At 66.6% G+C, this 15,018-nt stretch carries 10 protein-coding genes and 1 pseudogene; 4 read left to right on the forward strand and 7 right to left on the reverse strand.

The window, feature by feature from the left end:
- The 3 genes from VD972_RS00120 to VD972_RS00130 form a co-directional block, all read left to right on the forward strand.
- A partial coding sequence (locus tag VD972_RS00120) for a PAS domain-containing sensor histidine kinase (RefSeq protein ID WP_324978865.1) occupies positions 1-1,165 on the forward strand: 1,165 nt, incomplete at its 5' end.
- Entirely contained in the window at positions 1,165-1,551 is a 387-nt protein-coding gene (locus tag VD972_RS00125) for a response regulator (protein WP_324978867.1), read from the forward strand. The genes VD972_RS00120 and VD972_RS00125, both read left to right, overlap by 1 nt.
- 56 nt (positions 1,552-1,607) lie before the next feature.
- Positions 1,608-2,384, forward strand: coding sequence for an AAC(3) family N-acetyltransferase (locus VD972_RS00130; RefSeq protein WP_324978870.1), 777 nt, complete (start codon positions 1,608-1,610; stop codon positions 2,382-2,384).
- 3 nt (positions 2,385-2,387) lie between these two features.
- Here VD972_RS00130 and VD972_RS00135 read toward each other — a convergent pair whose 3' ends face one another.
- On the reverse strand, positions 2,388-2,585 hold the full coding sequence (locus tag VD972_RS00135; protein ID WP_324978894.1) for a VOC family protein: 198 nt from the start codon (positions 2,583-2,585) through the stop codon (positions 2,388-2,390).
- 13 nt (positions 2,586-2,598) lie between these two features.
- Positions 2,599-2,835 (reverse strand): annotated as a pseudogene (locus tag VD972_RS45355) (VOC family protein); the annotation flags it as partial.
- Positions 2,836-2,992: 157 nt separating this feature from the next.
- Between VD972_RS45355 and VD972_RS00145 the strand changes: the two are divergent.
- A complete protein-coding gene (locus tag VD972_RS00145; protein WP_324978876.1) occupies positions 2,993-7,432 on the forward strand; it encodes a protein kinase domain-containing protein in 4,440 nt (1,479 codons plus the stop codon).
- 71 nt (positions 7,433-7,503) lie between these two features.
- Here the strand turns inward: VD972_RS00145 and VD972_RS00150 are convergent, their stop codons facing one another.
- The 5 genes from VD972_RS00150 to VD972_RS00170 form a co-directional block, all read right to left on the reverse strand.
- Positions 7,504-11,019 (reverse strand): M23 family metallopeptidase, encoded by a 3,516-nt coding sequence (locus VD972_RS00150; RefSeq protein WP_324978879.1) that lies wholly within the window; start codon positions 11,017-11,019, stop codon positions 7,504-7,506.
- A gap of 100 nt (positions 11,020-11,119) precedes the next feature.
- Entirely contained in the window at positions 11,120-11,920 is an 801-nt protein-coding gene (locus VD972_RS00155; protein ID WP_324978882.1) for a GNAT family N-acetyltransferase, read from the reverse strand.
- A gap of 67 nt (positions 11,921-11,987) precedes the next feature.
- Positions 11,988-13,151 carry a methyltransferase gene (locus VD972_RS00160; RefSeq protein ID WP_414653957.1) on the reverse strand — a complete coding sequence of 388 codons (1,164 nt, stop codon included), beginning with the start codon at positions 13,149-13,151 and terminating at the stop codon, positions 11,988-11,990.
- Between the two features lie 92 nt (positions 13,152-13,243).
- Positions 13,244-13,495 (reverse strand): hypothetical protein, encoded by a 252-nt coding sequence (locus tag VD972_RS00165; RefSeq protein WP_324978888.1) that lies wholly within the window; start codon positions 13,493-13,495, stop codon positions 13,244-13,246.
- Between the two features lie 4 nt (positions 13,496-13,499).
- The coding region (locus VD972_RS00170; RefSeq protein ID WP_324978891.1) for a hypothetical protein at positions 13,500-15,018 on the reverse strand (1,519 nt) is incomplete at its 5' end.

Raw genomic sequence — 15,018 nt, forward strand, 5'->3', positions numbered from 1 at the left:
TCTCACGGACCGCCAGCAGTCAGAGGAGAAGCTCCGCCTGAGCGAGGAGCGCTTCCGCCTGCTCGTCGAGGGCGTGAGGGACTACGCCATCTTCATGCTGGATTCGGCGGGGCGTGTCGCGACCTGGAACCTGGGCGCCGAGCGCATCAAGGGCTACAAGGCGCAAGAGATCATCGGGCAGCACTTCTCCCGCTTCTACCCGGAAGAGGAGCTCCGCGCCGGCAAGTGCGAGCGAGAGCTCGAGCTGGCGCTGAGCGAGGGCCGCTACGAGGAGGAAGGCTGGCGGGTGCGCAAGGACGGCTCTCAGTTCTGGGCGCATGTCATCCTCACCGCGCTCTACGACTCCAAGGGCCGCCACTTCGGCTTCGCCAAGGTGACGCGCGATCTGACCGAGCGCCGGAAGCTGGAGAATGAGCGGCTGCGGGTGGCCCAGGCCCAGGAGGCCATTCGCCTGAGGGACGAGTTCCTCTCCATCGCCTCCCATGAGCTCAAGACGCCCCTCACCGCGCTCCAGCTCCAGCTCCAGAGCCTGCGCGAGCGGTGTGAGGAGCTCGACAAGCGGATGGTGGCCAGGGTCGACCGGGCGGCCCGGAGCACCGAGCGGCTGACCGACCTCGTCGAGGCGCTCCTGGACGTCTCGCGCATTGCGACCGGACACTTCGAGCTGAACCGACAGCGCTTCGAGCTCGTCGAGGTCGTGCGAGAGACCATCGAGCGCCTCCGGGACTCCGCCACCAAGGCACGCTGTGAGCTCAGCCTCCGCGCCGACCAGGCCGTCTTCGGCATATGGGATCGCCTCCGCATCGAGCAGGTGGTGAGCAACCTGGTGTCGAACGCCATCAAGTACGCGGCCCAGACGCCCATCGAGGTGTCGATCGGCCAGGAGGGAGAGACCGTGGTCCTCGAGGTCCGTGACAGAGGCCCCGGGGTCCCCGAGGCCGCCCTCGCGCGCATCTTCGAGCGCTTCGAGCGAGCCGCCGAGGTTCGCCACTTCGGTGGCATGGGGCTCGGGCTCTACGTCGTCCGGGAGATCGTCCAGGCACACGGCGGGGGGGTGAGCGCGCGCAACCTGCCGGAGGGAGGAGCCTGCTTCACCATCCGGCTGCCCCTGGCCCCCAGCGCGCACGCCCCGGCGGAGCCCGAGAAGAACGAGGGGATGCACTGATGCCCGCCCATCGAGTCCTGGTCGTGGAGGACGACGAAGAGATTCGCCAGAGCCTGATGGAGGTCCTCGAGGACCACGGCTATGAGGCCGTGGGCGCCGAGAATGGACTCGAGGCGCTGGACAAGCTGCGAGCCCCCGGGCCACAGCCTTGCCTCATCTTCCTTGATCTCATGTTGCCCAGGATGGACGGCAGGGCCTTCCGTCAGGAGCAGCTCCAGAGCCCGGAGCTGGCGTCCATTCCGGTCGTGGTGATCTCCGCATTCCGGGATGTGGTCCAGATCGCCCGGGAGATGAAGGTCTCGGAGCTCCTCAAGAAGCCCTTCAAGCTCGAGGAGCTGGTGAGCGTCACCCAGCGGTACTGCCCCACCGGCGCAGAGGTCCGCTGAGGCCAGGGAGCCTGCGAGCTCCCTCCCTGTGGCGCTGGGCCTGAAGGAGCAGCGTGATGGCAGAGCTGAGCGTCGAGCAGGTGGCCACCCAGCTTCGGGCCCTGGGCGTGCGTCGTGGCGGCGTGCTGCTCGTGCACACGTCGTTCAGAGCGGTGCGGCCGATGGAAGGCGGCCCTCTGGGGCTGCTTCGCGCGCTGAGGTCCGCGCTCGGGGAGGAGGGCACGCTGGTCATGCCGACGATGACCGACGGCGAGACGATCTTCGACCCTACGTCGACGCCGACGTCCGGGATGGGCATCACGGCCGAGCTGTTCTGGAGACGGCCGGGGGTGCGGCGCAGCACGCATCCAGGCGGCTCGTTCGCGGCCGCGGGGCCGATGGCAGAGCGCATCTGCGCACCCCAGCCGCTGTCGCCGCCGCACGGTCCGGACAGCCCGGTGGGCCGCGTCCATGACCTTGCCGGACAGGTGTTGCTGCTTGGCGTGAGCCACAGCGAGAACACGACGCTGCACCTGGCGGAGGCCATCGCGGGCGTCCCCTACTCCGTCGAGCACCCCTGCGTTGTCGAGATCGAGGGGCACCCACGAACGGTGATGATCCCCGAGACCGACCATTGCTGCCGGGGCTTCCGCCTCATCGACGAGCCGCTGCGCGCGCGCGCGTTGCAGCGCGAAGGCCTCGTGGGCAACGCCCAGGCGCGGCTGTGCGACTCACGCGATGTCGTCGCCGTCGCTGCCGAGCTCCTCGCCTCGGACCCTCTCGTGTTTCTCTGTCCGCCGGAGGAGCACTGCGAGGAGTGCGACGAGGCACGTGCCAGCACCCGGTCCGCGTAGCGGCTACGTCTTGCCCATCATCAAGATGGCGAACGCACCGCCCTGGGGATCCATGCACTGGGCGACCTTTCCTCCGCCCGGGACGTCCATGAGCCCGTTGAGGACTTGTCCGCCGTTCTTCTGGAGGGTCGCCACGGTGGCGTCGTTGTCGTCGACGGTCACGTAGTACAGCGAAGCGGCCGACAGAGGGGATGTCCTCAGGCCCCCAGTGGAGCTGGCCCCCCAGCGCCTGGGCCCGCTTCGCCGTGGCGTCGGCGTCGTCGGTCTCGATGTACGCCATCCAGTGCGGAGGCGTGCCCTTCTTCTTCGCGTCTGCGCTCAGCGGCATCATGCCTCCGATGCCCCGCTCGCCCACGTTCCACAGCTCGTAGTCGCCCTGCTCCCACTTCGAGGTCTTCCAGCCGATGACCTTCGAGTAGAAAGCCTTGGCGGCCTCCACGTCACTCGTCATCAGATCGTACCAGTCGAAGCAGGTAGTGTCAGCCACCGCACGGCCAGGGTCCGGTGGCGGCCACAGCGACGCCCCCCCGTCCGCTTCACGGGACTCTTTACCGCAAGTATAGTCACGCCAGAGACGTGCGAATTGAAACCTCACTTAGAGCAACCCTTTGCCTTCTGCCCAGGATTCGAGCCGCCCCCCCCGCCTCCCCCTGACGATCCTCCATCTGACGGATCTGCACTTCGCCGATGGCACCAAGCGCTTCCCCAGCTCTCATTACTGGAACACTCCAGAATGGCCTGCCTTTGATGAACCCGCGTACAACCAGCGGGGCCTCCTCGAGAGCATCCTGAGTGACCTCGAGAGTCACGGCTGGACGCCTGACCTCGTCATCGTCTCGGGGGACCTGCTGGATCGGGGGCAGAAGAGCGGAGTCGCACTGGCCACCGATTTCCTCGTCAGGCTTTCGAAGAAGCTCTCCCTCGGGCGCGACCGCTTCGTGCTCGTCCCGGGCAATCACGACGAGCTCCGAGACGCTCAGACAGCGGATGAGCGCTACGCGCATTTCTCCAGTATCTGGAGAGGGTTCTACGCCGAGGCTCGGCCGTGGGTGTATGGCAGGCCAGCGCACGAGCAGGTGGAGCTGTTCGATCTCAGGGAGCAGCTGGGTGTCCAGCTCATCGGCTTCAACTCGTGTGAGGGCCACGATCGCGGCTTGTATGCGGGTGGGGCGGTGGGCCACCATCAACGGCAGCGGGCCGAAGAGCTGCTCCGAGTCAGTGGCACGGCGCCGTTCCGAATCGCGGTGATGCATCACCACCTCGCCAATCCGACAGGCATTCGGAAAGACATGAGCGTGATGGAGGGCGCACCTGAGATCCGGAAGTGGCTGAAGAAGCACCAGTTCCAGCTCGCAGTGCATGGGCACCAACATGTGGATTGGCACGATGAGGACTCTACAGGCGACTGGATCCTCTCCGTCGTGGCGGGGGCAAGCGCCGGGGTCGGACAGTACGGTCGCCAGCACTGGAACCTCGACATCGGCTACCAGATCATCCTGCTGGAGGAGGAGCAGGGCGGGTGGCGAATTCGGCGCTCATATGATGCGCAGGAGCGCTCATTTGTGGCGGCGGCCGCGGCCGAGCGCGAGCGTCTCCGGTTCGGGCCGTGGCACCTCCAAGCGCAAGCGCAGAAGCGAGTGAGAGTCCCCCGGAGCGGTTCTCAACCTGCGCTTCCCTCTGATGCCATCTCCATCGCGCCTCCCCCCCAATACGAGATCCTGAGTCCCCTCGGCAAAGGGTCGATGGGCTGGGCGTACAAGGTGCGCTATCGCAGCCTGGATCAAGTCCGTGTGATGAAGGTGTTGATTGAACAGCAGGCAAGCGCCGCGGCGGCCCAATACTTCAACAACGAGAGTGAGGCACTGAGCGCTCTCGAGCACGGCGGCTTCGTCAAGATTCATGCAAACGAGAAGACCTCCACCTACCGCTACACCATCCTGGAGTACGCGGAGGGCAAGAACCTCCGCGCGATTCTGGATGAGCGCAAGCAGCTCCCCCTCGAGACCGCGCTGCTCGTCGTCCGGCAGCTCGTGGAGGCGATCAAGCACGCTCACGAGCAAGGAATCATCCACTGCAACCTCAACCCCGTGAACATTGTCGTCGACGTCGAGAAGGGGTGGCGCGTTCGAGTCGTCGACTTGGGTGCGGCCCACTTCCTCGAGCCGCGCAAGGGGCTCGCTCCAGCGCAACACCTGAGAGCACCTGGCACGCTGGGCTACACGGCCCCTGAGCTCGAGGACCTTCGCAGGAACCCCACCGTGCGGTCGGATCTCTATTCGATAGGCGTCATCTTCTACGAGGCGCTGGTGGGGAGCCGACCAGAAGGAGGAGCTCAGCGTCTGCGCCAGGCACTCCCCGAGCGCTACTCGCGCGTGTGCGAGCTCGTGGAGAAGCTGCTGGAGGCCGCCCCTGAGAGGCGCCCCACCTCGGCCTCCCAGGTCCTCGAGGTCTTGAAGGACGTCGAAGCCTCGATCACCAAGCCGGAAGGCAGGTCCTCCCTCCCGACGAGGGCTGCTCCGCCAGCCGCTCCTGACAGCGCCGAACCTCAGGGCTCCGGCAAGCCCAGGCAGCCCCGGCGCGGTTCAATCTCCCGCACCAACATCTCGGTGCTCGAGGTGGAGTTGAGCCGCCTCGTCCAACAGCACCACCTCCCCGAGCATTTTCGTCAACGCCCGAGCCCTTCCCCTGTCGAGTACGCGAGCTTCTTCAAGTTCGTCGTTCATGAGCCCAGGCCCCTTGCGTCCAAGGGGCAGACGACACTCCTGGAGCGGACGGCGGCGATGCTCGAGGAGTTCAGTCAATCCTTTCCGCTCAGCATCGATGGGGCGGCGGGCACCGGGAAGACCGCTTTTCTTGCAGCCCTCTATTGGTACCTGCGCGAACGCAGGGAGAGAAGCCCCGAGGGAGCCCCGATCCCCCTCTACATCGACCTGGCGAGCTACGACACGAGGAGCTACGAGGGCCCACCGTCGACGCACTTCGAGCAGGCCCGCGCGGCCCTGCAGGAGGATCTCTCGCCATACATCACCTTGGCGGGACGCCAGCAGAGGTTCATCATCCTCGTTGATCACTTCGACGCTCATGGCCGCTTCCGCAAGAATCTTGGCCAGATAGCGCTTGCCCAGTGCCCTGTGGGTCAGCACCTCTCCCTCCTCGTCGGCCATCGCATCGAGCGGCAGGAGGACTCCTATACCCGGTTGGCGAGCCTGCTCTCTTTCAAGGGGGTCTCTACGCGGAAGGGGGACTTCGAGGAGGTCGTTCGCCAGTACGCGCAAGCCCATGGACCTGTCTCTCAGGACATGGTCGAGCGTGTGACGCAACAGATTCAGGACTTCAAGCTGGAAGAGCTCGACTGCCGGATGCTCTGGATACTGCTCTCCTCGACCCGGTACTCCCGGGCCCCACGCAACTTGAGTGAGCTGCTGGGGCGGGAGTGCACGAGCTATCTCAAGAAGCAGGGCGCTCTCAGCGAGGGGTTCATTGGCCTCCAGCGGCCCGCCGAGCTCGCCTTCCGGTACGAAGTCCTCCGGGAGACGATCGCCCCGGAGGAGCTGGGCGCTGATCTGGTCTCATGGCACCTTCTGCATGAGTCACATCAGACAGCTCGCTACTTCCTGGTCGCGGTGCACATCGTCGGCACCCTCCTGGAGGCGGCCAGAGGAGGCCAACTTCCGGCAGGCACGCACCAGATTCTCTCCTATATCTATCCGTGGATGATCACCCGGTTCTGCCGGGAGCTGATCACGGCCCTCGACAAGAACTTGTATCTGCTGGTCGACGCTGCGGAGGCGATCTTCGACCACACGCCAGTGTCCAAGCATGCCATCATGTATTTCCTTCTGGGGCGTGTCGATAATCGCGACTCGAGGACGAAGGCCTCCAAGTTGCTGAAGAAGCAGCGGCAGGTCCTCGCAGCCTCGGAGCTCGAGCCCAACATCAAGAAGCTGCTCGAGAGAACCATCGAGATCAGCTTGATCATCCTGAATCCAAAAGGCGAGCAGGGGTCGCAGTCCCCCAAAGCCGAAGATCCAAGATGGCAGGCTTCTCAACGTTATATCAAGGCGCTCATCCAGGATCCCGAGGCGGATCTGCTGAACCGTGGCTTCCTCATCGAGTACTACGGGGACGTCCCCTTCATTCCCACGAAAGAGCCTGTCTACCATGACGAGCTCGCTCCGTGCCCTCGCACGTTCGAGAAGCACTACGAGCATCTTGAAGGCGCCATCGCTCGGAAGGAGAACTACCCGCCCCTGTTCGAGCTGGAGCTCTATTCGCTCTGCTCTCTGGCTTTTCACCGCTACGAAGCTGGCTGTCTGGAAGAACCCGATCGGCAGCGGATTCTGCATCTCGTGACGAAGATCCTCTCGAGTCCCCGTGAGCTGCAGCTCGAGTTCCTCTGCCCGGAGCTGATGGTCTATCTCCAGATGATCGAGAAGACCTTCGAGCGGAGAGTCTTCTCGTCTGGGGCTGTCATCGAGGATCTCTACGCGCTGAAGGCGGAGCTGCGTCAAGGCTGGGGCGAGCAGAACGGGGGCGAGCGGGTAGAGTCCGTCGCAGAGCACATGTATGGCGCGTTCCTGCTCGCCTGGGTTTATCTGCCTGAATCGACAGACTACTCAAAGGACAAGATTCTGCGGATGTTGTTGTTGCACGAGGTGAGCGAGGCTTTCACCGGGGACAAGCTCCCGAGCAACAAGACGGAGAATGACCGGGCCGATGCGAAACAGTGGATCGAGTACCTGTCGATGTTGGGAACGCACAAGGCGCTCCCAGGTCTCGCGTCCCTGAAAAAGAACTGGTCGGACTTTGCCGAGAGAAGGGGACTTGACGGGAGAATCGCGAAGGACTTCGACAGCCTCGAGCTGCTGGTTCAGCTGCTCATCTATGCGAAGCGACATCAGCGGCCGATCGTCGACTATGAGAAATGGCGCAGGAAGATCACCAGCGATGTCAAGACCATGCAAGGCAGGCGAGTTCTCGAGATCATCACGCGTCACTTCGACGGCGAGTACGCGCCCTTGAACAAGGAGCGTCCCCCCGGCTCTTGAGCGTCGATGAGGGCCATGGGCGGCATTCCACATGCCGCCCATCGCATCCGCGGTGTCGAGACCGAACAGCCTCACTCCGTGGGCGCACCCATGCACACCACCGCATCGGCCGAGAAGCTGCAGAACTGGCAGCGGAGCACCTTGCTGCCCGTTGAGCGGGGGCTTGGAGTGCAGCCGTTCTTCATCCAGCCGTCATAGGTGCCGAACACCGTCACGGGCTGATCGCCGTAGTCCCCCTGGCAGAAGTGCTCCGCGCTCGTGTCTCGCAGCATCGCCGTCTGGACGTTCGACGCGAAGAAGTTCGTCGGATCATAGGCCCGGTTGTTGATGTCGCGGACCTCGTAGTGCAGGTGCGGACCATTGGCGGAGCCGGAATAGCCGAGGAGCTGTCCCGCCGACACGGTCGAGCCCACCGTCAGCCCGGAGGCGGTCGCCCAGATGTGGCCGTAGACGATGAACCGATTGTCAGGAGTGCGGAGGACCAGGCGGTGCTTGGTGGGAGAGACACCGCTCCCCTCGCAGCCCGCGGAGAAGTACTGCACGGCGTCGGGCGAGCCCGGAGCAGGACAGCAGTTGCCGTCCCAGCAGGTCGTCCCGTTGGCCAGCGTCCACCCGGCCTGGGGCGTGTCGGAGGGCCAGTTGCAGTTGCCCTGGCCCGCGCACACCAGCGTGCCGGAGGCCACCGCGTAGAGCGGCGTCTTCATGGGCAGCGAGAAGTCCAGGCCCGAGTGCATGTAGTTGGTGGCGGCGTAGATCTCCTGATCCTCCGGGTCCGCGGAGCAGCCCCGGCCATAGGCGTAGGCCGTGCAGGTCCGCCCATAGGCCTGGCCCAGCTCGAAGCCGAGGCAGCTCCCGGAGGGCCCCGGGAGCTCCCAGGGCGTGAACGGGAGCTGGTCGCCATCCCCTGCCACGTTCAGCTCGTCCAGCCGGACCCGGGCATTCCCGTGGTTCCAGCTCCGGAAGGCGACTTTGATGAGCTGGCCCTGGAATGCGCTGAGCGAGAGCTCGGAGTCCTGCCAGCCTTCATTGAGCGTGCGCCAGAGGAGATCATGGTCGATGCGCGTCCGGGTGCCAAACTGGGGGCCGCTGAGCACCTCGACATAGAGGGGGACGCGATGGGCACCGTCCTCGATGTTGCCGTGCTGGTGCTTGAACCGCAGCGTCGAAGAGGGCGAGGACACGGTGAAGGCGGACGTGGTGACAATCCGGTCCCCACCAATCAGGTGCAGGAAGTTTCCCGCCAGGGGGTAGTCCGGGCCGCGGACGGGGGTGTCCGGACCCGTCTGGAACGCGATGTTGTCGATGCGGGCCCGCGCCGCACCATGGTTCCAGGTGAGGAAGCGCAGCTTGACGATGCGCTCCTTGAAGTACCGCAGATCCAGCCGCGCGGTCCGCCAGCCGTCATTCGTCGCGCCGTACAGGTCGCCGTCGATGCGCGTGACGGTGACGAAGTTGAGCCCGCTCAGGATCTGCACGTACAGCGGGACTCTGTGGGCGGGATCGGTGACGTTGCCCACCAGGTAGTCGAACGTGACGAACTGAGTCGTGGCGGGGACCTTGAACTGCGTGGAGGTGGCGGAGGTGTTGCCCTGCTCGAGCCACAGCAAGGGGTTGCCCGCGGGGGCCTCGATGCGGGCCCTCCCGGCGTGGGAAGACTCCCAGGAGGGCGTCTCGGTGTACAGGCGGAGGGCGTCGATCCGGGCCCGGGCCTCGCCATGGTTCCAGGTGCGGAAGCGCAGCTTGATGCGCTGGTTCTTGAAGGGCTGCAGGTTGAGGATGGCCGTCTTCCAGCCGGCGGCGGCCGAGCTCCACAAGGTGTCATCGTCGATCCGGGTCACCAGGCTGTAGCCCTCGCCGCTGAGCACCTCCACGTTGAGCGGCACCACGTGCTGGGGATCGCTGTTGTTCCCCATGGTGTAACGGAAGCGCAGGGACTGGGCCCCCAGTGGGACCAGGAAGTCCGAGGACGTGGCGGTCTGATTCCCCTCGGTGAGCCACAGGTGGGCAGTGGCGAGCCCGTCGTTCACGAGCCGAGCGGTCCGGCCGTTGGAGACCTCCCAGCCAGGAACCTCGGTCTGGAGGGTGAGCGAGTCGACGGCGGCGCGGGCCTCCGCGTGGTTCCAGCTCGTGAAGCGCAGCTGGACCGTCTTGCCCCGGAAGGCCTGCAGGCCGAGCACAGCCTCCGTCCACCCTTCACCCAGCGAGCGCCACAGGGTGTCGTCATCGATGCGGGTGGCGGCGGCGAACTCGCCCTGGGTCAGCACCTCCACGTAGAGCGGTACCCGGTGCGCAGGGTCCGAGGCGTTGCCCGTCATGAAGCGCAGGCGGAGACTCTGGACGGTGGCCTTGACGGTGAAGGGCGCGCTCGTCAGGGACATGCCCCCCGTCAGGGTGTACGACGCGGGCGAGATGACGATTCCCGAAGGCTGCATGGGCTCGTCAAAGGCCGGGTTCAGCGGCGCCGTGTCGAGCGGGGTGAGCCCGGTGCTGAAGTCGGCGTTGTCGGGAGTCACCTTGTCGGTGGACGGCAGGCGCTGCTGCTCGGTGATGAGGGTCCACCCCGCGTTGGAGGAGGTCCAGCCGGGGAGCTCGGTGTAGAGGCCTAACCCTCCGAGGGAGGCCTGCGCGTTGCCATGGTTCCAGGTGGTGAAGCGCAGCCGGATGTTCTGGCCCACGAAGGGCTGCAGGTTGAGCACCGCGCTCTTCCAGCCCTCCACCATCGAGCCCCAGGCGGTGTCCTCGTCAATGCGGGTGGCGATGGTGCCGTGCAGGACCTCGACGTACAGCGGCACGCGGTGCAGGCCGTCCCCGACGTTCCCGACCTTGAACTTGAAGCGCAGCGTCTGGGCGCCCGCCGGCAGGGTGAAGAGCTCCGTGGTGGCGGACTGGTTCCCTTCGCTGAGCCGCAGGTACGGCGACCCGGTCGGGCCTTCGAAGGAGAGGAGCTGGCCGGTGCGGCCGTTGGAGAGCTGCCAGCGGGGGACCTCGGTGTGGAGGGTGACGGCGCGGAACTTCGCCCGGGCCTCTCCGTGGTTCCACGTCGTGAAGCGGAGCTTGATGCTCTGTCCCGCGAAGGCCTGGAGGCTGACCTTTCCGCCTCGCCAGCCTTCATCGAGGGAGCTCCAGAGGGTGTCCTCGTCGATGCGGGTGACCGTGGAGTACGAGGGGCCGCTCAGCACCTCGAGGTACAGAGGCACGCGGTGCGCGCCGTTGCTCGCATTCCCAGTGAGGAACTCGAGGTGCAGGCTCTGCGCGGCCGCCGGCACGGTGAAGGCCGAGGAAGTCACATGGGTGGAGCCGGACAGCGGGCCTGCGGGGAACAGGGTCGTGATGTCCCCCAGGAGCTGGGAGCCCTGGGTCAAGTCGAAGTTGGCAGGCCAGGTGTTGACGGGGAGGGCCGTCCGGAAGGTGGTAAAGGACGGGTTCTCGATCGCTCCGCCGTTGACCAGGGCGCCCTCGCTCTCCTCGGCCACCCTGGGGGGAGCGAGCTCTCCCTCGAGCTGCGCCGGCCCACACGCCATTCCCACGAGGGAGGCCAGGCCCAAGGCCCAGACTCCCGCCCACCCCTTCTTCTGTCCCGAAGTCATCGCTCACCGTCTCCTTGCGGGCAGCTCGGTTCCCCGGAGGTCCTCGAGAAATCGCGGGGAATTCCAGCGCCCAGAGAGACGACGGGGTCAGCGAAAATCCTTACCTCTCCCGGACGAGCACCACCTTGGGGTAGGCGATGCGGAACCCCAGCCGCTCCAGATTGTGCTGGGACGTGGTCCCAGGCTGCGTGCCGCTGGAGGCCACGGTGCAGCCCTGGCGTGCCGCGAAGTCCAACCGCGCGCGCACGAGCGCCGTCTGGAGCCCTCGCCGGCGGAAGGCTCGCTTGACGCCCGCGCCCGACAGGGTGGCGATCCCGTCATGCACCGCCACCGTGCCGCCGCCAGCAGGCTCTCCGTCGATGAGGGCGATAAAGCACGTCGTCCCTTCGGCCCGGGTGGCAGGCAGCATGAGCTGGAGGAGCGCCGGATCCTGGGGCACGCTGTCCGTGAAGGCCTCGAAGATCCCCCGGGCCCACGGCTCCTCCTCGCCGGGACGGAGGGGACGGACCTCCAGCCCGGAGGGAGCGCTCTCCAGGGGCTCCACTGGGCGCACCAGCACCTGCTGGAACTCGGAGATCCGGTAGCCCCGCTCGGCGAGGAGCGCGAGCAGGGAGGGGTGCGTGAAGGGGCAGGTCTCGATCTGCATGGGGCCGGGCTCGCGACCGAGCAGGGCCTCGACCTGGTCGAGCTCGGCGGCGGTGATCTCCTGTCCGAGCGCGAGCGCCACGGCTTGCGTGAGAGGGGAGCCAGGGCCAGCGAAGATGACCTCTCCGCCCGCGATGCTTAAAGGGGGAACGCCGCGAGCGGAGGCACGCGCACAGGCGGCATTCTGGGCGGCCTGGGCTCGCTCGATGCGGGTAGCGAGCGCGGGGAGTGTCTCAGGGGTGAGGAGGTCGGTCATGAGGGGAGGAGGTTTACCTGTCCGAGAGAGAGCGGCAGGTTATCCCTCAAGCGACCAGGAAGTGTCCTCAGGCGCCGCCGGGCACGGGTACCAGGCAGTAGAGAGTGGTGACCTCGCGCGAGCGTGCGGCGTGCAACGGATCCGAGCGGTCCTTGGCCTTGGAGTGCCGAGCCGGGGTCGACCGGGTCCACTTCACAGTCAGGACGCAGCGTGTGAGCTGCTCCTCGAGCCATCCCTGGGGACGCAGGCCCAGCAGCACCGCGAGGTTGGACAAGATCAGCAGCCCCTCGCCGCCGGGAGCCAGATGGGAGGGGAGCCCTTCCAGGAAGCGCCGCAGAAAGAGGCTGTCCTCGTCGAACACGGCGCGGTCCACCCGGTTCTTGGGGGGCTCGGGGATCCACGGAGGGTTGCTGATCACCAGATCCGCCTTGCCCTCCGGGAAGAGATCGGCCTCCAGGGCTTGGAAGCGCCGTGCCAGTCCGAGCCGCTCCGCGTTCTCGCGCGCGCAAGCCACCGCCCGGGCGTCGCAGTCGGTGGCGACCACGGACTCGGCCCCACGCTGCAGCAGCAGGAACGAGAGGACGCCGGTGCCGGTGCCCACGTCGAAGACGCGCTTGCCCTTCACGTGGGGCAGCGACAGCAGCAGCTCGACATAGTCGGTGCGGGTCGGCAGGTAGACGCCATAGTGGGGGTGGAGCAGGCCAGTGAGGCCGGGGACGGCCAAGCCCTTGCGCCGCCACTCCGCGGCCCCGAGCATGCCGAGCAGCTGCTTGAGGGGGACGACGGTGGCGGGGGCCTCGGGCTCGCCCCACACCTGACGGCAGGCCAGCGCCACGTCCGGTGCCCGCGCGAGGCCCAGCCGGTAGGAGCTGTCGAGCGCCACCACGATGCGCGAGAGCGTCTCGTGCTCGAGGTGCCGCGCGCGCCGCTCGGCCCGGAATGCCTCCAGCGGTGAGCGGGCCTTCTCCGAGTGGCCGAGCCGCCGGGTGATCGCGCCGAGCAGCTGCTTGGCGTTGTGGAAATCGCCGGTGTACAGCAGGTACTCGCCGCGGCGCAGGCGCTTGAGCGCGGCGTCTGCGCCGAGTCGATCATCCACGGGTGACAGGCGCGTGGGCGCGGGCGCGTCACTCTCCGAGTGCCAGGTGAACGCTTCGCCTGGCGCCAGCGAGAATGGCCTGTCGGCCGGCGGCGGCGTGTCGCCATCGGAGGCTGGGCGGCGAGGGGGGGGCATGAGCTCCAGGGGAAGGACGTCCGCGCGAGCGTAGCGCACGCGCGCTCCAGGAAAAGGTTCGAGTCTCAGCCTGAACTCGACTGAGCTCGACCTCATTCACCCGAGACGTTCGAGGAGCGAACCTGCACGGTCGAGCGCAGCAGCTCATCCGCAGGCCCATACTCCCTCAGTGTGCGCTGAGGGCCCTCCACGAGGGAGACGACCTTCACCACGGGGACCCAGCCGTTCGGGGTCTGCGCGTACTGCAGCGACTCTGGCACCTGGGAGATGTCCAGCCGGCGGACCTCCTGCTGGGTCTTGCCATCGATGTAACGGATGAAGCCTGGGTGCTTGGGCTTGCTCATGAGCTCAGGCGCGGATGTACCTCGCGGCCAGCTGAGACGCAGACATGGGGGTGGTTCTTGGGGGCGCAGGACGGGCCATGAGCTCGTCGATGATGCGGAAGCGGGCCGGCATCAGCGCGCGCACCTCGGCCTCCTGAGGAGTCCCGCGGACCTTCTGGTACAGTACCAGCGTCTCCGCGAAGTCCTCCGTGGGCGCATTCCGGGCATAGTCGGAGGCCACGAAGCCATCACTGGCGATCGCCGCCTTGTAGTCATTCCAGCGCGGATCGTTCTCATCCGATCCCCAGTGCCGATGCGACAGCGTGTGCCCCGTCTCGTGGATGAACGAGGAGTTGATGAACTCCTGGGTCTGCTTTCCGTCCGAGGGGTAGATGCTGATAATCCCCGCCGCTCCCGCCGTCATGTACGAACGGAAGCCGGGCTCGCCGTAGACCTGCTCCCAGTGGGCATCCTCGGGGTTCCGGTTGCCATCCACGTTCACCTGCTGAACCAGTGCACGGTTCGCAGGAGGCAGGGTGGAGAGCGCCTGCGCGACCTCATCGATCGAGTGGTAGGCGCCACGCTGTGCGTCCTGGTCCTTCCCGATGAAGACCGGAATGCGCTGACCTTCGATCTCGACCTCATACCGGAGGGCATCCGCCTTCCCGGAATGGAACTCGTGTCCCGGCGCCTCCACCGGCCCGGAGAGGGTGTAGGGACGAGCCGCGAAGCTGCCTCCCAACGAAGAGGCCACAGAGGGGACGGAGGGCTGATCCCGGAGGAAGGCCCTCAGCTGGTCGGCCTGGCCCGCGGCACTGGCGTTCTGGAACCCGTCCTCCAGGAGCTTGTCTCCCAGCCCCACGTGGACGAAGCGCGAGAGGGGGTTTGTCCCCGAGACGTACTGGAAGAGCCGATCCTGCTCCGGGGCGGACAGCGCGGCGAAGCCCTTGCTGGAGCCCAGATCCACCAGCGTCTGCTCGTGCTCGGGCTCGAGCCGGCCCGGACGGATGGCGTCGAGCACCCGGCCCTGCAGCTCCGGCCGGAGCTGCCCGAAGTCCCCACCGTCCACGAGCTCCGAGAGCCTGTCGAGGTGGTCGACGCTCGCCTCACGGCCCGCGCGGGGAGGGGGCAGGTGCTCCAGGATCTTGCGCTGGGTGGCAGGCGGAAGCTTCGCGAGCTCTGGCTTCGTCCCGAGCTCGGTGATCGCCTGGCGAGAGGCCTGGCTCGAAGGACGCCCGGGAGCAATGGCCTTCGCCAGCTGGCTCTGCACGTCCGGGGACAGGCGCCGGAAGCTCGCGCTGTCAGCGAGCTCCAGTGCGGCCTTGCCGAAGCGTGCCTCGGACTTTCCTTGGCGGCGCTTCTCGAGCTCATTGACGAGCTGCCGCTGCATGGAGTCGTGCAGCCGGCGGAAGCCGCCCGAAGTCCCCAGGTCCACCAAGGCGTTCCGAGCGGAGCGGTCTCCTCGCTGAGAGGCCACCGCGTCGATGAGGTTCCGCTGGTCCTTCCCGTCGAGCCGGCGGAAGTCCTTGTCTCCGGCGAGCTCG

The organism is Hyalangium sp. (genome assembly GCF_035629615.1).
Classification (GTDB): Bacteria; Myxococcota; Myxococcia; order Myxococcales; family Myxococcaceae; genus Hyalangium.

What these genes read in the sequence shown, in the direction of transcription:
- VD972_RS00125 (WP_324978867.1), top strand. Translation starts at nt 1,165, where the DNA reads ATGCCCGCCCATCGAGTCCTGGTCGTGGAGGACGACGAAGAGATTCGC.
- VD972_RS00130 (WP_324978870.1), top strand. Translation starts at nt 1,608, where the DNA reads ATGGCAGAGCTGAGCGTCGAGCAGGTGGCCACCCAGCTTCGGGCCCTG.
- VD972_RS00150 (WP_324978879.1), bottom strand. Translation starts at nt 11,019, where the DNA reads ATGACTTCGGGACAGAAGAAGGGGTGGGCGGGAGTCTGGGCCTTGGGC.
- VD972_RS00155 (WP_324978882.1), bottom strand. Translation starts at nt 11,920, where the DNA reads ATGACCGACCTCCTCACCCCTGAGACACTCCCCGCGCTCGCTACCCGC.
- VD972_RS00160 (WP_414653957.1), bottom strand. Translation starts at nt 13,151, where the DNA reads ATGCCCCCCCCTCGCCGCCCAGCCTCCGATGGCGACACGCCGCCGCCG.
- VD972_RS00165 (WP_324978888.1), bottom strand. Translation starts at nt 13,495, where the DNA reads ATGAGCAAGCCCAAGCACCCAGGCTTCATCCGTTACATCGATGGCAAG.